The 18,790-nt window shown below is 72.0% G+C and carries 18 protein-coding genes; 5 read left to right on the top strand and 13 right to left on the bottom strand.

The genetic code is table 11. The features are described 5' to 3' along the window. Nucleotides 1-57 precede the first annotated feature (57 nt). Complete coding sequence (locus PUR26_RS03095) at nucleotides 58-432, top strand: RNA polymerase-binding protein RbpA (protein ID WP_026278069.1); 375 nt, start codon at nucleotides 58-60, stop codon at nucleotides 430-432. A gap of 303 nt (nucleotides 433-735) precedes the next feature. Here PUR26_RS03095 and fxsA read toward each other — a convergent pair whose 3' ends face one another. The 4 genes from fxsA to PUR26_RS03075 all read right to left on the bottom strand — a co-directional run bounded on the left by fxsA (nucleotide 736) and on the right by PUR26_RS03075 (nucleotide 4,772). After that, nucleotides 736-1,308, bottom strand: a complete 573-nt coding sequence (fxsA, locus tag PUR26_RS03090; protein WP_329868911.1) for an FxsA family membrane protein — start codon at nucleotides 1,306-1,308, stop codon at nucleotides 736-738. A 51-nt stretch (nucleotides 1,309-1,359) separates the two neighbouring features. After that, nucleotides 1,360-2,127 carry a polyprenol monophosphomannose synthase gene (locus tag PUR26_RS03085; protein ID WP_329868909.1) on the bottom strand — a complete coding sequence of 256 codons (768 nt, stop codon included), beginning with the start codon at nucleotides 2,125-2,127 and terminating at the stop codon, nucleotides 1,360-1,362. 551 nt (nucleotides 2,128-2,678) lie between these two features. After that, complete coding sequence (locus PUR26_RS03080; RefSeq protein ID WP_329868907.1) at nucleotides 2,679-4,310, bottom strand: amidohydrolase; 1,632 nt, start codon at nucleotides 4,308-4,310, stop codon at nucleotides 2,679-2,681. 21 nt (nucleotides 4,311-4,331) lie between these two features. Continuing rightward, nucleotides 4,332-4,772 carry an Lrp/AsnC family transcriptional regulator gene (locus PUR26_RS03075; protein ID WP_329868905.1) on the bottom strand — a complete coding sequence of 147 codons (441 nt, stop codon included), beginning with the start codon at nucleotides 4,770-4,772 and terminating at the stop codon, nucleotides 4,332-4,334. 205 nt (nucleotides 4,773-4,977) lie between these two features. On the opposite strand from PUR26_RS03075, the gene PUR26_RS03070 reads away from it, so the two are divergent. Continuing rightward, nucleotides 4,978-5,352 (top strand): hypothetical protein, encoded by a 375-nt coding sequence (locus PUR26_RS03070; RefSeq protein WP_329868903.1) that lies wholly within the window; start codon nucleotides 4,978-4,980, stop codon nucleotides 5,350-5,352. A 752-nt stretch (nucleotides 5,353-6,104) separates the two neighbouring features. Here the strand turns inward: PUR26_RS03070 and PUR26_RS03065 are convergent. Beyond that, a complete protein-coding gene (locus PUR26_RS03065) occupies nucleotides 6,105-7,277 on the bottom strand; it encodes an acyl-CoA dehydrogenase (protein WP_329868901.1) in 1,173 nt (390 codons plus the stop codon). A 332-nt stretch (nucleotides 7,278-7,609) separates the two neighbouring features. Between PUR26_RS03065 and PUR26_RS03060 the strand changes: the two genes are divergently transcribed. Next, nucleotides 7,610-8,878, top strand: coding sequence for a glycoside hydrolase family 18 protein (locus tag PUR26_RS03060; protein ID WP_329868899.1), 1,269 nt, complete (start codon nucleotides 7,610-7,612; stop codon nucleotides 8,876-8,878). A gap of 102 nt (nucleotides 8,879-8,980) precedes the next feature. On the opposite strand, the gene PUR26_RS03055 is transcribed toward PUR26_RS03060, so the two are convergent. Continuing rightward, a complete protein-coding gene (locus PUR26_RS03055; RefSeq protein WP_329868897.1) occupies nucleotides 8,981-9,121 on the bottom strand; it encodes an SCO1431 family membrane protein in 141 nt (46 codons plus the stop codon). A 134-nt stretch (nucleotides 9,122-9,255) separates the two neighbouring features. Beyond that, on the bottom strand, nucleotides 9,256-10,641 hold the full coding sequence (locus tag PUR26_RS03050) for a peptidase C39 family protein (protein ID WP_329868896.1): 1,386 nt from the start codon (nucleotides 10,639-10,641) through the stop codon (nucleotides 9,256-9,258). 174 nt (nucleotides 10,642-10,815) lie between these two features. Between PUR26_RS03050 and PUR26_RS03045 the strand changes: the two genes are divergently transcribed. Both PUR26_RS03045 and PUR26_RS03040 read left to right on the top strand, forming a co-directional pair. Beyond that, nucleotides 10,816-11,445 (top strand): hypothetical protein, encoded by a 630-nt coding sequence (locus PUR26_RS03045; RefSeq protein WP_329868895.1) that lies wholly within the window; start codon nucleotides 10,816-10,818, stop codon nucleotides 11,443-11,445. Between the two features lie 359 nt (nucleotides 11,446-11,804). After that, nucleotides 11,805-13,727, top strand: a complete 1,923-nt coding sequence (locus PUR26_RS03040) for an AAA family ATPase (RefSeq protein WP_329868981.1) — start codon at nucleotides 11,805-11,807, stop codon at nucleotides 13,725-13,727. A gap of 39 nt (nucleotides 13,728-13,766) precedes the next feature. Here PUR26_RS03040 and PUR26_RS03035 read toward each other — a convergent pair whose 3' ends face one another. The 6 genes from PUR26_RS03035 to ribH form a co-directional block, all read right to left on the bottom strand. After that, nucleotides 13,767-14,858, bottom strand: coding sequence for a hemolysin family protein (locus PUR26_RS03035; RefSeq protein WP_329868893.1), 1,092 nt, complete (start codon nucleotides 14,856-14,858; stop codon nucleotides 13,767-13,769). Beyond that, on the bottom strand, nucleotides 14,855-16,222 hold the full coding sequence (locus tag PUR26_RS03030) for a hemolysin family protein (RefSeq protein WP_329868891.1): 1,368 nt from the start codon (nucleotides 16,220-16,222) through the stop codon (nucleotides 14,855-14,857). The genes PUR26_RS03035 and PUR26_RS03030 overlap by 4 nt, the downstream gene beginning before the upstream one ends. Before the next feature lie 222 nt (nucleotides 16,223-16,444). Continuing rightward, complete coding sequence (locus PUR26_RS03025; RefSeq protein WP_329868889.1) at nucleotides 16,445-16,897, bottom strand: PH domain-containing protein; 453 nt, start codon at nucleotides 16,895-16,897, stop codon at nucleotides 16,445-16,447. A gap of 70 nt (nucleotides 16,898-16,967) precedes the next feature. Next, complete coding sequence (gene hisG, locus PUR26_RS03020) at nucleotides 16,968-17,849, bottom strand: ATP phosphoribosyltransferase (protein WP_329868887.1); 882 nt, start codon at nucleotides 17,847-17,849, stop codon at nucleotides 16,968-16,970. An 85-nt stretch (nucleotides 17,850-17,934) separates the two neighbouring features. Then, complete coding sequence (locus PUR26_RS03015; RefSeq protein WP_329868885.1) at nucleotides 17,935-18,207, bottom strand: phosphoribosyl-ATP diphosphatase; 273 nt, start codon at nucleotides 18,205-18,207, stop codon at nucleotides 17,935-17,937. A gap of 34 nt (nucleotides 18,208-18,241) precedes the next feature. After that, entirely contained in the window at nucleotides 18,242-18,727 is a 486-nt protein-coding gene (ribH, locus tag PUR26_RS03010) for a 6,7-dimethyl-8-ribityllumazine synthase (protein WP_329868884.1), read from the bottom strand. Between the last annotated feature and the right edge of the window lie 63 nt (nucleotides 18,728-18,790).

Below are 18,790 nucleotides of genomic sequence, written 5' to 3'. Positions count from 1 at the left end.
GGATGACGACGACAGCGACACCTGTCCTGTGGGCGACAAGCCCGGGAGGCACGATTCATGAGTGAGCGAGCTCTTCGCGGCACGCGCCTCGTGGTGACCAGCTACGAGACCGACCGCGGCATCGATCTGGCCCCGCGCCAGGCGGTGGAGTACGCATGCGAGAAGGGGCATCGTTTCGAGATGCCCTTCTCGGTCGAGGCGGAGATTCCGCCGGAGTGGGAGTGCAAGGTCTGCGGAAGCCAGGCACTCCTCGTGGACGGGGATGGCCCCGAGGAAAAGAAGGGCAAGCCGGCGCGTACGCACTGGGACATGCTCATGGAGCGGCGCACCCGCGAGGAGCTGGAGGAGGTGCTGGCCGAAAGGCTGGCCGTCCTGCGCTCCGGCGCCATGAACATCGCAGTGCATCCGCGCGACAGCCGGAAGTCCGCGTGATCGCGTAAAGCGACCGCAACAAGCGAAAAGCCGTGGGGCGGTGGGGCACCGAGTGTGCCGCACCGCCCCACGGCTTTTCGCCATGCCCGCACACGGCCGGACCGTGGTCTTCGGCCGTGCCCGGCCGCGGCCGGCGGCGTCTCGCCACAGCCGCACGCGACGGGCCGATGGCCTGCCCCCGGCCCCCGCGCACTCGTGCGGGGGCCGGCGGGCAGGCGTCCCTCATGGCGACGCGTCGCGGACAGGCGTCTCTCTGGCAACGGCGAGGCGTCGGGTGCCGGAGCGTCCGCCCCTCGCGTCGGATCAGGGCGTCAGGGGCGGGCGCCGGTCCTCGTAGGGAGAGCGCCGGCCGGGCGCGTCGTCGCGGATGACCTCACCCTGGACGACCTTGCCGTCGGGGCGATGCATACGGGCCTGCTGGAAGGCGTCCCCCAGGGAGCCGGGGACCATGGCCCTCACCCGCCGGTCGAGCGCCTTCTCCGCGTACCGGCCGGCCATCGCGCGGACCGGCGGAAGGAGCAGCAGCAGGCCCGCCACGTCGGAGATCGGACCGGGCACCATCAGCAGCAGGCCGCCGAGCATCAGGAAGCCGTTGCCGGTACTCCCCCTGTCCGGGCCGGGCGCCGCCCCCGACTGCTGCCGCTGAAGCGTTTCGGTCAGCGTACGGAAGGCACGCCGCCCCGCTCGCTTGATCACCGCGGCGCCGAGCAGACCCCCGCCGACCAGGAGGGCGAAGACGGTGAGTCCGCCGGCGGCGCCCGCCACGAGGGTCAGCAGCCAGATCTCCAGCACCAGCCAGGCGGCCACGCCGAGGGGGACGAGGGAGCGGGCGCGTGAGCGCTTGCGGGCGGAAGGGGGCGGTGAGCCGGTCGTCATGCTCCCAGTGTGCCCAAGAGCGCGCCAGGACGGCGTAAAGGAAAGATGAGCTCAGGCGGGCTTGCGGCCCAGGAGGCGACGGGCCCGGGACCCGACCCCCCACGCGGTGACCCGCCACAGCGCCTCGACGACGATGTCCCGGCTCATCTTGGAGTCGCCGAGCTCACGCTCCACGAAGGTGATGGGCACCTCGACGACATGGAAGCCGGCGGCGACGGCCCGACGGGCCAGGTCGACCTGGAAGCAGTACCCCTGGGACGACACCTCGTCCAGACCGAGCCCTTCCAGCGTCTCCCGCCGGAAGGCCCGGAAACCGCCGGTGACGTCGCGGATCGGGACGTCGAGGAGCAGACGGGAGTAGGTGCTGCCGCCACGGGAAAGGTACTCCCGGGACTTGGGCCAGTTGACCACCCGTCCGCCCGGCACCCAGCGGGAGCCCAGCACCAGGTCGGCACCCTTGAGGGCGGTCAGCAGCCGCGGCAGCTCCTCGGGCTGGTGGGATCCGTCGGCGTCCATCTCGACGAGGACGCCGTAGTCGTGCTCGATGCCCCAGCGGAAGCCGGCCAGATAGGCCGCGCCGAGCCCTTCCTTGCCCTTGCGGTGCAGGACGTGGACGTGGGTGTCCTCGGCGGCGAGCTCGTCGGCCAGCTTTCCGGTGCCGTCCGGGCTGTTGTCGTCGGCGACCAGGACGTCGGCGTCGGGTACGGACGCACGCACCCGGGAGACGATCGCCTTGATGTTCTCGGCCTCGTTGTAGGTCGGGATGATCACCAAGGCCCTGCCGAGCGGACCGTACCGCCTCTGGCCGACATCGTTCACTGCTGCCCCTTACGTCCGTACACAGATCTCCACCTTAGCGAGCCCATGACGCCGTCCCCTCCCGGTACGGGGGTGAGGCAGCGGACGCGGTGCGGCAGGAGCCGTGGAACCGTGGCGGGGAATCACCGATCGGGGCCCGGCGCCCTTCGGGCCGACCTGGCGCCCGCTGGCTGCGGGTCGACCGAAAGCCGTTGTCTACTGAACGTCCGGGCCCCACCCGGTCGCACCCCCCGGGCTCCCGCGGAGCAGGGGGGACCCCGACCGGAGAAGCCTGCCCTCGCTCCCGGGACTCGGGCGCTGAACCTGGCTCCCAGTGGTGGTGAGCCGGTGCGGCACACCACCCCATGACCCAGCGGCGTTCGACGAGAGCGGGGAGGTCGACCGGTCGGACGTCCTGTGGTGGACCCGGCCGAACCTACCCGCCGCCGACCGCTCGCTGTCAACAGCCGCCCCACCTGCGGCGATTGAGTGAAGCAGCAGGTCAGAGGGGAAGATCCGCAGGTCGCGGACGAGACCCGGGGGCGGCACCCGGCGTACGAAATGTCCCTACGTCACTCGTTCGGTCGCACGAAGACCGTTTGTCCGAAGACCACGGTCCGCAGGCAGACCGGCAGGGCGGCGCCGGGCGTCAGGTCCGGCAGGCCGGGCGTTCCCGAACGCGGGTCGGTGGACCAGCGGGCCACCCGGTCGTCGGGCGCCTGCACCACCAGTTCACCGGTGCGCCAGACCGCGTAGTCCGCCGGCGCGCCGGGCACCAGGGTGCCCGCGTCGTCGCGGCCGGTGGCGCGCCAGCCGCCACGCGTATGGGCGGTGAAGGCGGCGCGTACCGAGACGCGGTGCTCGGGCGTGCGGTGGAAGGCGGCCGCGCGGACGGTCCCCCACGGGTCGAGCGGCGTCACCGGGCTGTCCGAACCGAAGGCGAGGGGCACGCCCGCGCGCAGCATCGCGGCGTACGGGTTGAGGGTGCGGGCCCGCTCGACACCCAGGCGCTGGGCGTACATGCCGTCGTCACCGCCCCAGGCCGCGTCGAAGGCGGGCTGGACGGAGGCGGTGAGGCCCAGTTCCGCGAAGGCGGCGATGGTCTCGGGCGTGAGCATCTCGGCGTGCTCGACGCGATGGCGGGCGGCGCGCACCCGGGCGAGGCCGAGCGTCCCGGCGGCCGCGCGCACCCCCGCCACGACGGCGCCGACGGCGGCGTCCCCGATGGCGTGGAACCCGGCCTGGAGCCCCGCCTCGGTGCAGGCGGTGACATGGGCGGCGACGGCGGCCGCGTCGAGGTGGGCGGTGCCGGTGTGGTCGGCGTCCGCGTACGGCTGGTGCAGGCAGGCGGTGTGGGAGCCGAGCGAGCCGTCGACGAAGAGGTCGCCGGCCGCGCCGACGGCGCCGAGCTCGCGGATACGCCGGGCGTCCTTCTCCCCCGCGACCGGCTCGGCCCAGTAGCCGACCACCCGGGGACCGGGCTCCCCCGCGTCGCCCGCGAGGCGCAGCAGGGAGGTGAAGTCCTCCTCGTCGGAGATCTCGGGCCCCGCGCACTCGTGGACCGTGCCGATGCCGAGGGAGGCGGCGTGGCGCAGCGCGGCGCGCTGGGCGGCGGCGCGCTGGCCCGGTGTGACGGCGCCGTGCGCGGCGGCGCGGACGGCGTGGTGGGCGGCGGCGGTGAGGGGCGCGTCGGGCTGGTAGCCGACGAGGCCGGTGACGCCCGGGACCAGGTCGAGGAGGGCGCTCGTCACGACGGCCGAGTGGACGTCGACGCGGGGCAGGTAGAGGGGACGCCCGCCGGCCGCCTCGTCCAGTTCCGCACGGGACGGCGGCCGCCGCTCGGGCCAGCGGGCGGCGTCCCAGCCGTGCCCGAGGAGCACGCGGTCGCCGGGGTGCGCGGCGCTGTGCGCCCGTACGAGCGCCAGCGCCTCCCCCAGCGTGCGGGCGGCCGAGAGGTCGAGGCCGGTGAGGGCGAGCCCGGTGGCGGTGGTGTGCACATGGGCGTCGGTGAAGGCCGGGGTGACCAGCGCTCCTTCGAGGTCGATCACCTCGTCCACGCCGGAGGCGAAGGCGTCGGCCGCGCCTTCGGAGCCCACCCAGGCGACGTGCCCGCGTTCGACCACCATCGCCGTGGCGAAGGGGTCGGCGGGGCTGTGGACTTCTCCACCGCGCAGCAGCACGGTGCGGTGTTCGCTCTCGGTCATGGTGACCAGCCTAGATTCCCGCTAGACGCGCGGCGGCCGGGCCTCGTACGGAGTGGAGAGCACGACGGTCGTACGGGTGGAGACACCGGACTGGGAACGGATGCGGGTGAGCAGGTGTTCCAGCTCCAGGGGGGTCCCGACCCGCACCTTGAGGATGTAGTTCTCGTCGCCCGCGACGCTGTGGCAGGCCTCGATCTCGGAGATGTCGGCGAGCCGGTCCGCGATGTCGTCGGGGGCGCTGGGGTCGAACGGTTTGACCGAGATGAACGCGGTGAGGGGCAGGCCGACCGCCTCGGGGTCGACGACGGCGGCATAGCCACGGATGACACCGCGCTGTTCAAGCCGGCGCACGCGCTGATGCACCGCCGAGGTGGACAGGCCAGTGGCCTTGCCCAGGTCGGTGTAGCTCATGCGCCCGTCCTTGACGAGCAACTCGACGATCTGACGATCCAGCTCCTCCATGCGGATCAACCTATTGCCCCGGGTGCCTCGCGGCACAGTCGGAGGCGGCGCAAAGGGGCACCTGCGAGCGGCATGTGACGAACACCACAGGTTTGCGGCACAGCTGTTCCGAGACCTGATGGTTACCTTCCGGGCCGGGAGGGAAGTGCTTGCTTTGGTCGCGGCCGCATATGCCTGGACGGCCCACCCGAGGGGGAGATTCTCCATGCAGGAGCCTGTTGATTCCGTCGAATCCCACGAGGACGACGAGCGAGACGCATACGACACTTTCGAGATGTTCCGGGTGATCTGCCCGGACTGCGCACAGCCGATCGCGCTGCTCGCGGACGAGGACGTGCTTCCGGAGCACGCCCTGTGCCCGACGCCGTGGAATCCGTTCGTACTGTCGGTGTGCTCCGGAACCGGCCGGGCGGCCTCCGACGCACGCCCCGCCGATGAGACCCTGGAGCTCCAGGAGCAGGACACCGCGCTGCTGCTGACGCTCCCGCAGGGACTGGACTGGCGTACCCAGCCCTTCTCGCACGTGGGCGGTCCCGGCTCCCGTCCGATCAAGGTGCCGCAGATGCGCCGCGCCGCCTGAAGCCCGCGCCCGGGACCCGCCCGGTCCCGGACTGCGCCTGACGAGCCGTGTGAGGCGAGTGGTGATCCCTCGCCCACCGGCGCCGCGCGACCCCGGCCACCGGCCCACCCACCCCGCTCAGGAGCTTCCCGGTTCGCGGACGAGGCCGCGGATGCGACGGGTAACCGGTGCGGTGCGAGGGATTCCCGTACGAGGGATCGCGACGGGACGGGGCGACGGGACGGGGTCCCGGGGTCCGGTCCCGTGGTTCCGGTGTCCCGCACCCCGGTGCAGCGGCACCCGCCTCCCGGCGCGACGGAGTCGGGCAGACCGGAGCCCGGGGCCCTGGTCCCCCACAACCCGCCGGCCACACCCCTGTTCCTCACCACCCGGTGCGACCGGGTGGTGAGCGATGGGGTTCCGCCCGACGCCGCGCCCCACGCGGTCATCGGGTCGGCGGCCCCGTCGGGCGGCGGGCCGCGGACCGCGTCGGCGGGTACGTCGCGAACTCCCGCGCTAATGCCGCCGGGGGTGACCACGCGGGAGGGGCCGCGTTTGGCTGTGCATGACCTCGTTCCACTCGACGAGCGGCTACGGCCGGGGCCACGTGTTGGTCCAGGGCTCGGAAGAATCGGTTCCGCAGCCCTCCGATCCGCCCATCTACCGTGCCCTGGTCCACTCCTGGACCACCAGCGGCCGGACCGTACCGGGCCGCCGGGACCAGGAGTGGGCCCGGCTCGTGGCGGCGCCGGTATGGACCCTGCCCGGGGAGATCAGCGGGTCTCGGGGCCCGCGACGTGACGGGCGATGACCATGCGCTGGATCTGGTTGGTGCCCTCGACGATCTGGAGCACCTTCGCCTCACGCATGTAGCGCTCGACGGGGAAGTCGGCGGTGTAGCCGTACCCGCCGAGGACCTGGACCGCGTCGACGGTGACCTTCATCGCCGCGTCCGTGCAGAACAGCTTGGCCATCGCCGCCTCACGGGAGAACGGCCGCCCCGCGTCGCGCAGCCGGGCCGCGGAGAGGTAGAGCGCACGGCCCGCCTCGATCTGTGTGGCCATGTCGGCGAGCATGAAGCGCAGTCCCTGGAAGTCCGCGATGGGGCGGCCGAACTGCCGCCGGTCGGTCGCATAGGCCACGGCCTCGTCCAGGGCCGCCTGCGCGACACCGATCGCGCAGGCCGCGATGCCCAGCCGTCCGGAGTCGAGCGCCGACAGGGCGATCGCGAAGCCCTGGCCCTCGTCCCCGATGCGGCGCGCGTCCGGGACGCGTACGCCGTCGAAGTGGAGCTGGGCCGTGGGCGACCCCTTCATGCCCATCTTCTTCTCGGGCACGGCGGCGGACAGGCCCTCCGCGTCACCCGGCACGAGGAAGGCGGTGATGCCCCGCGCGCCCTCGCCGCCGGTACGGGCCAGCACCGTGCAGAAGTCGGCGACCCCGCCATGGGTGATCCATGCCTTGGTACCGGTGATGATCCAGTCGTCACCGTCCCGTACGGCTTTGGTGCGCAGGCTGGCGGCGTCGGATCCGGAGGACGGCTCGGAGAGGCAGTACGCGCCCAGGAGCCCCCCGCCGAGCATGGCGGGCAGGTGCTCGGCCCGCTGCTCCTTGGTGCCGTATCCGGCGAGGGCGTGGCAGGCGAGCGAGTGCACGCTGACGCCGAGGCCGACGGTCAGGCGGGCACCCGCCAGCTCCTCCAGCACCTGCAGATAGACCTCGTAGGGCTGGTCCCCGCCCCCGAAACCGGAGTCGTAGGGCAGGCCGAGCAGCCCTGCCTCGGAGAGCAGCGAGAAGACTTCGCGGGGGAAGCGGCCGGCGTCCTCCTCCTCGGCCGCCCGGGGAGCGATCTCCCGCTGGACGATGTCGCGCACCAGGGTCAAGAGGTCCCTGGATTCCTCGGTGGGCAGCTGACGTTCCACCGGCTGCGGGGCGCGGTCGGGCATTGCGGCGCTCTCCTCCCTGTCGGGCGCTGCGGCGGGCGCGCGCGAAGGGTTGGGCGGCGCCGCCGGGTCTCACTGCCTTGCCGATGCTGCCCTCCCGGATCACGGAAACGGCTGACCAGCGGCTGTGGCGGCTTGAGTATGCCCGATCGGCGGGCTCCCGTCACTGGGTGGAAGGGAGCCTTCCGCTACGGCCCGTTCAGCGGCCGTATTGGTACGCACCATTGACCTCACTGGTCTAGTCCATCTACGGTTCCCCCGAGCACGACGTCGCGTTCATGTCATGTCGATCCGCAGATCCCCACTCGCTCTGCCTCCCCCACGAGGAGACACGCATGCCCGGACCGCTCCACCGTCCCCCCACCCGCTTCCGCGCGCTGGTCGCCGCGGCCTGCAGCGTCGTTCTCGGCGCGGGCCTGCTGGGTGTCGCCGGCACCGCCTCCGCCGGCGAACCGGCGCAGGCCCCCGCCGCGGCCGCCGCCCCCGCGGCGCCGGCTGCGGCCGGTTCGAAGGTCGTCGGATACTTCACCAACTGGGGTGTCTACGGCCGCAATTACCACGTCAAGAACATCCAGACGTCGGGCTCGGCGGCCAAACTCACCCACATCAACTACGCGTTCGGCAACGTCACCGGCGGCAAGTGCGCCATCGGCGACGCCTTCGCCGACCACGAGAAGGCGTACACCGCCGACCAGTCCGTCGACGGCAAGGCCGACACCTGGGACCAGCCCCTGCGCGGCAACTTCAACCAGCTGCGCAAGCTGAAGAAGCTCAACCCGAACCTCAAGGTGATCTGGTCCTTCGGCGGCTGGACCTGGTCCGGCGGCTTCACCGAGGCGGCGAAGAACCCCGCCGCCTTCGCCGAGTCCTGCTACAAACTGGTCGAGGACCCGCGCTGGGCCGATGTCTTCGACGGCATCGACATCGACTGGGAGTACCCCAACTCCTGCGGCCTCAGCTGCGACACGAGCGGCCGCGACGCCTTCAAGAAGCTGATGGCGGCGCTGCGCGCGAAGTTCGGGACCGGCAATCTGCTGACCGCGGCGATCACCGCCGACGCCTCGGCCGGCGGCAAGATCGACGCCACCGACTACGCGGGCGCCGCGCAGTACCTCGACTGGTACAACCCGATGACCTACGACTTCTTCGGAGCCTGGTCCGCGAAGGGCCCGACCGCCCCGCACTCCCCGCTCACGTCCTACGCGGGCATCCCGCAGCAGGGCTTCGACACGGACTCGGCGATCAAGAAGCTCAAGGGCCTGGGCGTCCCGCCCCAGAAGCTGCTGCTGGGCATCGGCTTCTACGGCCGGGGCTGGACCGGCGTCACCCAGAAGGCACCGGGAGGCACCGCCACCGGGCCCGCCGCCGGTACGTACGAGCAGGGCATCGACGACTACAAGGTCCTCAAGACCAAGTGCCCGGCGAACGGCACGGTCGCCGGAACCGCCTACGCGCACTGCGGCACCGACTGGTGGAGCTACGACACCCCCGCCACCATCGCCGGGAAGATGACCTACAAGAACCAGCAGGGTCTCGGCGGCACCTTCTTCTGGGAGCTCAGCGGCGACACCTCGAACGGTGAGCTGATCAAGGCGATCAACTGACGCCACCCCCCATGCGACACCCCGCCCGTCCGTGACCCGGACGGGCGGGGTGTCCCCACGCGGGGGGAGGATGGGCGGGCCGCCCACCCTCCGGGACGCGGATCAGAACAGGCCGACCTGGGTGACGAGCATCGCGAAGACGACGACGAGAACCCATCCCAGGGCGTGCTCCAGCAGCTTGGGGCCGTCCTCCTGGGGGCCTCCGGTGCGGGCGCGGGCGGCAACAGCGGTGGTCGTGGTCATGGCTTCTCGCTCTGTCTGTCTGGCCGGCTGTGGACGTCCCCCCGGTCTCCCAGACCACAGTGCCAGCGCAAACGCCCGACGGGTAGAGACGTACCTCACTCCCCCTGCGCACCCGGCGCCCGCCCCGGGCGGGTTCAGCGGACACCGACGGCCGCCAGGGCCTGGCGTTGAGCGGTTGTGGGGTGGGCGGGCCAGTACAGATAGCAGACGCCGCCTGTGCCCGACGCCACTTTGCCGGAGGCGTTGTACCTCTTCGTACGCAGCCAGATGTTCTCCCACTCGCGGCGCCGGTAGACCCGGCGGACGGCATCGTTGCTCGGCGAGGCGGGGTCGTTGGCGATCACATCGCCCTCGGCGGTGAAGCCGATCACGGTCATCAGATGGCCGGCCGTTCCGTACCCCGCGCCGGTCAGCTCCTCCTTCAGGAAGGACTGGGACGTGATGACCGGGATGCCGGCCCGGACGAGGAGTTCCAGCTCCGTCAGCGACCGCAGCCGGGTGACCACCGCGCTCAGGTCGTCGTAGGTCGCGGCGTAGGCGGCGTTGAAGGGCCAGTTGCCGCAGCCGTCGTACTGGTGGTCGAAGGTGTGGCGGGCGGCGTGGCAGACCTGGGGGTCGGCGAAGGCCGGATCGACCCAGGCCAGGTCCTGGGCGGTGGGCCCGCGCCCCCAGTATTCGATGATCATCTGCGACGAGGTGGGGCTGCACCACGCCTCACCGCCGTTGTCGTACTCCGGGTACTGCCCGATGTGGGTGTTCTGCGAGTAGCGCGGGACGACCAGTTCCCGGCCCTGCCCCGGCTGCGAGGCGGGCACCGAGAAGCGGTCGGGGATGTCCGAGGCCATGGCGCCGATCCGCGTGACGGTCGGCGTCGCCCTGGTGCCGGGCGTGCGGTGCAGCGTCAGCCGCAGCCGGTACGACGCCAGGCGCAGCCCGCTCGCGGCGTCGTCGATGGAGAAGGTGTCGGTCCGGACGGAGCTCCTCCCGTCGCCCTGGCCGTCGACGGAGGTGCGCCGGATGTCCGTGTCGCCGTCACCGCTCGCCCAGCGGCCCAGTACGTACCAGGGGGTGTCGGTGCCGTCCGAGTAGCGGCCGCTCAGCTCGACGGCGATCCAGGTGCCCGCGGGGGTCTGGGCGTTCCAGGAGGCGATGGCCTCGGTCGCCGGGACGGTGGAGGTGTGACGCGGCGAGGTCCAGGTCGCGTACTCCCAGGTGGCGGTCGTTCCGGTGTGGGGGTCGCGGTAGTCCGTGCGTCCGGCGGGGGCGTCGATCACCAGGCCGGGACGGCGGCCGGCGAGCACGCGGGTTCCGGCGCCCGTTCCGGAGCGCCAGTCGGCATAGGTGGACCAGAAACGGTTGTCGACGAGACCGGGCCCGGACCCGTGCCCGTGCGGGAGCGGGACGCCGTCCGTCCGCGAGGCGTCCGCGGTCCGTGGAAGGGCGGCGGCGGGGGCCGCCGCCGTGCCGGCGACGGCGAGCGCGGCGGCGAGCACGGCTCTGCGCGGGGTGGAACCGGTCATGGCGATGACCCCCAGACGGGACGACGGACGGGGCGGCGGGTGCACGACAGCCGTCACTATCCCGCCTCCGGGGCCGCACCTGCCAGCGATTCGCCACGCGTCGCCGGAGCAATATTGGTCCCGACCAGTGGCGTGAGCTGCGGCGGCCCGGACGGGGCTTTGTAGGGTGACGGTATGGACCCCCTCGACCGCCGGGCCGACGAGCTGCGCGCGCTTCCCCCCTCGTGCGGCCCCGTCCGGCTGATCGCCGTCGACGGTCACGCCGGTTCCGGCAAGTCCACCTTCGCGTCGCGTCTGGCGGCAGCGCTCGGCGGCGCCCCCGTGCTGCGCCTCGACGACATCGCCACGCACGACGAGCTCTTCGCCTGGACGGACCGGCTGCGCGTGGACGTACTCGAACCGATGAGGCGCGGTGAGGTCGCACACCTTCACCCGTACGACTGGAACCTGCGCCGCTTCGGGCCGCCGCTGGCCCTGCCGCCCGCGCCCGTGGTCCTCATCGAGGGCGTGGGGGCCGGGCGGCGCGCTCTGCGGCCCCTTCTGGCGCGGCTGCTGTGGATGGAGCGCGGGCCCGAGGAGTCATGGAACCGGGGCCGTGACCGCGACGGACCGGCCCAGTCCGATTTCTGGGACGGATGGACGGTGGCGGAGATACGCCATTTCGCGACGGACCCTTCCCGCCCGTTCGCCGATGCTCTGATACGTGAGTGTCGTGAGGGGTACGAGTGGCTCCCGGGGCCTCATTCGGCAGCAGACGCAAACCGGATCATTACTCACCGTGACCGACATCCCCGACCGTACTGAGCAGTCGGAAATCAGCCGCCGAGAGTGCCCCAACTTCGCTTGACCGACGGGGCTTACAGGTCTTACGTTCTCAATGTGCGGCTTTCCGGAGCCGCCGCGGACACGAAGCCCCCGGTTGTTCCCCCGTGATCGGGGGCTTCGTTCTGCCCTCGTTCCCCTCTTCCCGGGCTGTTGGAGCACCTGACGCTCACCCTGGGTCACCACCGCGGGAACGCTCGCAGCGCCCTTAAGCCCACACCCCTGCGCAGGTACGATGCCCCTCGGTGCGGTCGAATCCCGTTCATGAGAGGGCGATGGGCAAGCTTCCGACGGGCGACCGCCCGGCGGGACAGGTACGGGGCACGGTTGTGGGGGACCCGATGGACATCGGCACACAGGGCTCACATGCCCCGGCCGACCTCGCCTGGATGCGCGGCGTGGACGCCTACACCATGGGCGCGTATCCGCAGGCGGAGGAGGAATTCCGGACCGCTGTCCGGATCGACCCCGCCATGGCCGACGGCTGGCTCGGACTGCACGCGTTACGGGTCGACACGACCACGGCGCTGCTGCGGATGTACCGCAACCGGGAGAGGTTCGGCGAGCAGCGCGCCCGCCACCGCCGCAGACTCAACTCCTGGTACTGGCTGGGCTGGTGGGTGCAGCCGGTGCTGGAGAGCCCGCGCGATCTGCTGCTCGCGCACGCCTCGCACTGGCTGGACGGCCGTCATGTGCCGGAGCTGGACCGGGCACTGGCGGAGCTGCCGCCCGTCGACACGGACGCGCAGGTGCGGTTCCTGCACGCCTGCCGGGCGTACCTGGTCAAGGACTGGGACCAGCTGGTGCGCCACACCGAGCCGCTCGTCGACGATCCGCTGCTGGGCATCGAGGCAGGACTGTTCGGCGGGATGGCGCGGGTCCGGCTGGAGATGTACGGGCAGGCGGAGCCGCTGCTGTCCGCCTCGCTGATGCGCTGCCGCAGCGAGCAGCCCCAGCGCAAGGAGCTGCGGTACTGGCTGGCCCGCGCCCATGAGGGGACGGGCCGCAGCGCCGCCGCCCTTCCGCTGTACCGGGCCGTGCACCGGATCGATCCGGCGTTCATGGACACCGCCGCCAGGCTCGCGGCGATCGCGGAGTACGACGGGTTCGAGGGCTCCGAGGAGGCGGCCGGTATGGCCACCCTCTCGCTGGCCGGGGCCGGCGCCGGACAGGACGTTCTGGACGGCCGGGACACCGTCGAGACGCAGGAGGTCACGGATCTGTCGCCGTCCGGCGACGGGCTGAGGATGGGCGGCGACCCCCAGCCGCCCATGGGAATGCCGGGCCCCTCCCCCGCGCCCGACAAGGTACGGGAGAAGGCGGCCGCGCCGCGCCGGCCCGGGCACCCGCCCTTCCCCGCAGGCTCCACCGACCCCGGGCTGCTGGCGGCGGCCCTCGCCGAGCTGGAGCGGATGGTGGGCCTGGAACCGGTGAAGCGCCAGGTCAAGGCCTTGTCGGCGCAGCTGGAGATGGCTCGGCTGCGCGCCGGGCAGGGGTTGCCCGTGCAGCCGCCGAAACGTCACTTTGTCTTCTCCGGCCCCTCCGGCACCGGAAAGACCACGGTGGCCCGCATCCTCGGGCGGGTGTTCTACGCGCTCGGGCTGCTCGGCGGCGACCATCTGGTGGAGGCGCAACGCTCCGACCTGGTGGGTGAGTTCCTCGGCCAGACCGGGGTGAAGGCCAACGAGCTGATCGATTCGGCGCTGGGCGGGGTGCTCTTCGTCGACGAGGCGTACTCGCTGTCGAACACCGGCTACAGCAAGGGCGACGCCTACGGCGACGAGGCCCTCCAGGTGCTGCTCAAGCGCGCGGAGGACAACCGGGACCATCTGGTGGTGATCCTGGCCGGCTATCCGGAGGGCATGGACCGGCTGCTCGCCGCCAACCCCGGGCTCTCGTCCCGCTTCACGACCCGGGTGGACTTCCCCTCGTACCGTCCCGCGGAACTGACGGCGATCGGCCGGGTACTGGCGGCGGCGAACGACGACGTCTGGGACGAGGAGGCCCTGGAGGAGCTCCGCTCGGTCAGCGCCCATGTGGTGGAGCAGGGCTGGATCGACGAGCTGGGCAACGGCCGCTTCCTGCGCACCCTGTACGAGAAGGCGTGCGCGTACCGCGATCTGCGGCTGTCCGGGTACGCCGTGACGCCCACCCGCTCGGAGCTGGCGACCCTGCGACTGGCCGATCTGATGCAGGCGTACGGCGAGGTGCTGTCGGGCCGGGGCCCGGTGGACCGCGGCCCCCAGGACCCGCCCGGCTTCTGACGGGCGGGGTCCCGGGAGCGTCGAAGGCCGACGGTGGCGTCAGCCCGTGAGGACCCCTTCGGCGGGGGCGGGGCGGGGCTCGGTGACGAGCGGCACCGGAGGGGTGCCGGTACGGTGCGCCGGGTCGCGCACCTCACCGACGAGCATCTCCAGGACGTCCTCCAGCGCGACCAGGCCGAGCACCCGCCCGGAGCCGTCCGCGACCTGGGCCAGATGGGTGGCCGCACGGCGCATCACGGTGAGGGCGTCGTCGAGCGGCAGCTCCGCCCGCAGGGTGGCCATCGGCCGCCACAGGCGCTGGGGCACGGCCCTGTCCCCGTCCTCCAGGTCGAGCACGTCCTTGACGTGCACGAAGCCCATGTAGGCACCGCCGCCCTCCGCGCACACCGGGAAACGCGAGTACCCGGTGCGGACGGTCAGTTCCTCGATCCTGCTCGGGGTGACCGAGGGAAGGACGGTGACCAGGGCCGTACGCGGGATCAGCACGTCCGACACCGGGCGGCTGCCCAGCTCCAGCGCGTCCTCCAGCCGCTCCTGCTCGGCGGGGTCGAGCAGTCCGGCCAGGCCGGAGTCCTCGACGAGCCGGCCGAGCTGGGCGCTGGTGAAGACCGCCTCGACCTCGTCCTTGGGCTCCACCCGGAAGGCCTTGAGGACGAGACGGGCGCAGGCGCCGAGGGCCGCCGTCACCGGGCGGCACAGCCGGGCGAAGCCGACCAGGCCGGGGCTGAGCCACAGCGCGGTCCGCTCCGGCGCCGCCATGGCCAGGTTCTTCGGGAGCATCTCGCCGATGACCAGGTGCAGGAAGACCACCACGGCCAGCGCGATGACGTACCCGAGCGGATGGATCAGGCCCTCGGGCAGGTGGACGGCGTGGAACACCGGCTCCAGCAGCCGCGCGACGGTCGGTTCGGCGACGGCGCCCAGGGTCAGCGAGCACATGGTGATGCCGAACTGTGCCGCGGCCATCATCCGCGGCAGGTTCTCCAGGCCGTACAGCACCTGGCGGGCCCGCTTGGAACCGAGCGGCTCGATCTGGCTGCGGCGCACCGAGACCAGGGCGAACTCCGCGCCCACGAAGAACCCGTTGGCGAGCACCAGAAGGCCCGCGAAGAGCAGTTGCAGCACGCTCATCGGACGGCCTCCGCCACATCGGCCGCGGCCGGCGCACCGCTGGTGCCCGGGAGGCCGGCGGTACGGACCAGCCGGACGCGCTCGGCGCGGTTGCGGTCGACCTGGCGCACGGACAGGCGCCAGCCGGGCAGTTCGGCGCGGTCGCCCGGGGCGGGGATGCGTCCGAGCAGATCGGCGACGAGGCCGGCGACGGTCTCGTACGGCCCGTCGGGGACTTCGAGACCTATCCTGCGCAGGGTGTGGACCCGGCAGCTGCCGTCGGCCTCCCAGGCGGCGTGCCCGTCCTCGGCCGCGACGGCGGCCAGCTCGGGCAGGTCGTCGCCCTCGTCGTCGTGCTCGTCGCGGACCTCGCCGACGAGCTCCTCCACGATGTCCTCCAGGGTGACCACGCCGGCCGTGCCGCCGTACTCGTCGACGACGACCGCGATGGGCTGCTCGCTGCGCAGCCGTTCGAGGAGTGTCTGCGCCGGGAGCGTCTCGGGGACCAGCAGCGGGGGGACGGCGACCCGCCCGACCGGGGTGCGCAGCCGCTCGTGCACCGGCACGGCGAGCGCGTCCTTGAGGTGCACCATGCCGACGATCTCGTCGATGCGGTCCCGGTAGACCGGGAAGCGGGAGAGCCCGGTGGCCCGGGTCAGGTTGAGGACGTCGGCCGCGGTGGCGTCCGTCTGGAGCGCGCTGACCTTCACCCGCGGCGTCATCACGTGCTGGGCGGTGAGGCCGCCGAGCGAGAGGGTGCGCACGAAGAGGTCGGCGGTGTCCTGTTCGAGGGCGCCGGCCTGGGCGGAGTGCCGGGCCAGCGAGACCAGTTCACCGGGGGTACGGGCGGAGGCGAGCTCCTCGGTGGGCTCGACGCCCAGCAGCCGCACGAGCCGGTTGGCGACCGCGTTGAGCACGGCGATCACCGGCCTGAAGGCGGACGAGAAGGCGTGCTGCGGGCCCGCGACGAACCGCGCGACCTGCAGCGGGCGGGAGACCGCCCAGTTCTTCGGGACGAGTTCGCCGATCACCATCTGGACGGCGGACGCGGCCAGCATGCCGATGGCGACCGCCACCCCGGAGACGACCCCTTCGGGCAGTCCGGTCGCGGTGAGCGGTCCGTCCAGGAGCCGTGCGAGCGCCGGTTCGGCGAGCATGCCGACGACGAGCGAGGTGATGGTGATGCCGAGCTGGGTGCCGGAGAGCTGGAAGGACAGCTCCCGCAGGGCCTTGACGACGGTGCGGGCACGCCGGTCGCCTTCGGCGGCGGCCCGTTCGGCGTCCGCCCGCTCCACGGTGACGAGGCCGAACTCGGCCGCCACGAAGAAGCCGTTGGCAAGGATCAGAAGGAATGCCGCGGCAAGCAGCAGAAGGGGGATGATCATGCCGCCGCCTCGTGCGAAGGGGCGGCGCAGGTACTACCGGACGATCCGTCCATTGCTGGAGGGAGTCACTCCTCGGGTCGCAGGTGCCCCGCCGGCCCGTGTGCTGCCGTCTGCGCGAGGCGGTGGCGCGTTCGGCGCCACCGCCTCAAGAGTAATCACGGCACGGGCAGGTGGGGCACGGGGTCGGCGCCCGTACGGGGGACCTGGACGGGCGCGCGGGTCTCAGCCGCGCTCGGAACCGGTGCCCCGGTTCTCCGCGAGGGCGCGCAGTGTCCGGGCGTCGCGGATGGCCTGCTGCTTGCCGATGCCGGGCTGGATGCCCAGGGCGGGCATGCTGGTGCCGTCGCTCAGGTCGAGGAAGACCCAGGGGTCGCCCTCGCGCAGATTCACCCGCAGGATCTCGGCCCATGCCAGTCGGCGTGTCCGGGTGAGGTTGACGACGACGACGCCCTCGTCGTCGGCGACGACCTTGGGGCGGCTCAGCAGGGCCAGGACGCCGAAGAAGAGCGCCGCGGTGAAGATGAAGCTCGCGCGCTCACCCCCACCCAGGTTCTCCAGCATCAGGGCGACCGCCGTGATGACGGCGAACATCACCGTGCCCACGGTCAGCAGGACCGCCCGGGTGCGGGTCGGCCGGAACGTGACCGGGAGCGCCGGCAGGGGGATGTCGGACATGACGTGCGGGGTCCTTCGGCGGTCCGTCGGAGGCGGTGGCCTCGGAGGCGATGGTCTCGGAGGCGGTGTCTCAGAGGCGGCAGGCGTGGATGGATGTCGTCAGGATGGCGCGGGCTCCCAGGGCGTACAGATCGTCCATGATCCGCTGCGCCTCCTTCGCCGGCACCATGGCACGGACGGCGACCCAGCCCTCGTTGTGCAGCGGGGAGATGGTCGGCGACTCCAGGCCGGGGGTGAGGGCGACGGCCTGCTCCAGGTGTTCGGCGCGGCAGTCGTAGTCCATCATCACGTACGAGCGGGCCACCAGGACGCCCTGGAGGCGGCGCAGGAACTGCTCGACCTTCGGCTGTACGGATTCGTCGGCGGTGCCGGCGCCGGGGACAGCTCCCGCCGAAGGCAGGGGGCGGATGACCACGGCCTCGGAGGTGAGGATCGGCTCACCGATGACCTCCAGACCGGCGTTGCGCAGCGAGGTCCCGGTCTCCACGACATCGGCGATGACCTGGGCGACGCCCAGCTCGATCGCGGTCTCCACCGCGCCGTCGAGGTGGACGACCGAGGCGTCGATGCCCTGGTCGGCGAGGTGCTTGGCGACGATGCCCTCGTAGGAGGTGGCGATCGTCATGCCGCCGAAGTCGGCGGGTCCGGTGGCCGTGCCGGGCTTGGTGGCGTACCGGAAGGTGGAGCGGGCGAAGCCGAGCTGGAGGATCTCCTCGGCGTTGGCGCCGGAGTCCAGCAGCAGGTCGCGGCCGGTGATGCCGACGTCGAGCCGGCCGGAGCTCACATAGATCGCGATGTCGCGGGGGCGGAGGTAGAAGAACTCGACCTCGTTCTCCGGGTCGACCAGGACCAGCTCCTTGGACTCCTTGCGCTGCTGGTAGCCGGCCTCATGGAGCATCGCCGACGCAGGCCCTGACAGTGAACCCTTGTTGGGGACGGCGATGCGCAGCATGCGGTGGGCTTCCTTTGCTCTGAAGGGGTGCTGGGGAGGTGGTGCGGGGCTTCGGACCCGGTGGGCTCCGGATCGGGGGCGGTGCTCAGAGGTGGGCGTAGACGTCGTCGAGCGAGATCCCGCGGGCGACCATCATCACCTGGACGTGGTACAGCAGCTGCGAGATCTCCTCGGCGGCGGCTTCCTTGCTCTCGTACTCGGCGGCCATCCAGACCTCGGCGGCCTCCTCGACGACCTTCTTGCCGATGGCATGGACGCCCTTGTCCACCAGCTCGGCGGTGCGGGAGGTGGCGGGGTCGCCGGTCTTGGCCTTGAGCTCCAGCTCGGCGAAGAGCTCTTCGAAGGTTTTGTTCGCCATGATGTCCTAAGAGTACGGGGTGGGGGCCGCCCACTCAGCGCCAGGGTTCGCTGACCGTGCGCAGTGTGGTCGCGGTGGCGACGGCGGCGGTGACCGCCTCGTGCCCCTTGTCCTCGTGCGAGTCCGCCAGGCCCGCCCGGTCCAGGGCCTGCTCCTCGGTGTCGCAGGTCAGTACGCCGAAGCCGACGGGTACGCCGGTGTCGACGGAGACCTGGACGAGGCCCTGGGTGACGCCCTGGCACACGTACTCGAAGTGCGGCGTGCCGCCGCGGATGACGACGCCGAGCGCCACGATCGCGTCGTAGCCGCGGCCGGCGAGGACCTTGGCGACGACCGGGAGCTCGAAGCTGCCGGGGACCCGCAGCACGGTCGGCTCGTCGATGCCGAGCTCGTGCAGGGCGCGCAGGGCACCGTCGACGAGTCCGTCCATGATCTTCTCGTGCCACTGCGCCGCGATGACCGCGACCCGCAGGTCGCCGCAGTTCTTCACGCTCAGTTCGGGTGCGCCCTTGCCGCTCACGTCTCTCCTTCGTGCCTTCGTCGCTGTGTTGCGTTGTTGCTGTGTCGCTGTGTCGCGCTGTGC

This window comes from Streptomyces sp. SP18CS02 (assembly GCF_036322365.1).
Taxonomy (GTDB): Bacteria; Actinomycetota; Actinomycetes; order Streptomycetales; family Streptomycetaceae; genus Streptomyces.
This window is presented reverse-complemented; position numbering and strand designations above follow the sequence as displayed.

Excerpts from the sequence above, each read along its gene's own strand:
- PUR26_RS03095 (WP_026278069.1), top strand. The coding sequence starts at position 58 with ATGAGTGAGCGAGCTCTTCGCGGCACGCGCCTCGTGGTGACCAGCTAC.
- fxsA (WP_329868911.1), bottom strand. The coding sequence starts at position 1,308 with ATGACGACCGGCTCACCGCCCCCTTCCGCCCGCAAGCGCTCACGCGCC.
- PUR26_RS03080 (WP_329868907.1), bottom strand. The coding sequence starts at position 4,310 with ATGACCGAGAGCGAACACCGCACCGTGCTGCTGCGCGGTGGAGAAGTC.
- PUR26_RS03075 (WP_329868905.1), bottom strand. The coding sequence starts at position 4,772 with ATGGAGGAGCTGGATCGTCAGATCGTCGAGTTGCTCGTCAAGGACGGG.
- PUR26_RS03070 (WP_329868903.1), top strand. The coding sequence starts at position 4,978 with ATGCAGGAGCCTGTTGATTCCGTCGAATCCCACGAGGACGACGAGCGA.
- PUR26_RS03065 (WP_329868901.1), bottom strand. The coding sequence starts at position 7,277 with ATGCCCGACCGCGCCCCGCAGCCGGTGGAACGTCAGCTGCCCACCGAG.
- PUR26_RS03060 (WP_329868899.1), top strand. The coding sequence starts at position 7,610 with ATGCCCGGACCGCTCCACCGTCCCCCCACCCGCTTCCGCGCGCTGGTC.
- PUR26_RS03055 (WP_329868897.1), bottom strand. The coding sequence starts at position 9,121 with ATGACCACGACCACCGCTGTTGCCGCCCGCGCCCGCACCGGAGGCCCC.
- PUR26_RS03050 (WP_329868896.1), bottom strand. The coding sequence starts at position 10,641 with ATGACCGGTTCCACCCCGCGCAGAGCCGTGCTCGCCGCCGCGCTCGCC.
- PUR26_RS03045 (WP_329868895.1), top strand. The coding sequence starts at position 10,816 with ATGGACCCCCTCGACCGCCGGGCCGACGAGCTGCGCGCGCTTCCCCCC.
- PUR26_RS03040 (WP_329868981.1), top strand. The coding sequence starts at position 11,805 with ATGGACATCGGCACACAGGGCTCACATGCCCCGGCCGACCTCGCCTGG.
- PUR26_RS03035 (WP_329868893.1), bottom strand. The coding sequence starts at position 14,858 with ATGAGCGTGCTGCAACTGCTCTTCGCGGGCCTTCTGGTGCTCGCCAAC.
- PUR26_RS03030 (WP_329868891.1), bottom strand. The coding sequence starts at position 16,222 with ATGATCATCCCCCTTCTGCTGCTTGCCGCGGCATTCCTTCTGATCCTT.
- PUR26_RS03025 (WP_329868889.1), bottom strand. The coding sequence starts at position 16,897 with ATGTCCGACATCCCCCTGCCGGCGCTCCCGGTCACGTTCCGGCCGACC.
- hisG (WP_329868887.1), bottom strand. The coding sequence starts at position 17,849 with ATGCTGCGCATCGCCGTCCCCAACAAGGGTTCACTGTCAGGGCCTGCG.
- PUR26_RS03015 (WP_329868885.1), bottom strand. The coding sequence starts at position 18,207 with ATGGCGAACAAAACCTTCGAAGAGCTCTTCGCCGAGCTGGAGCTCAAG.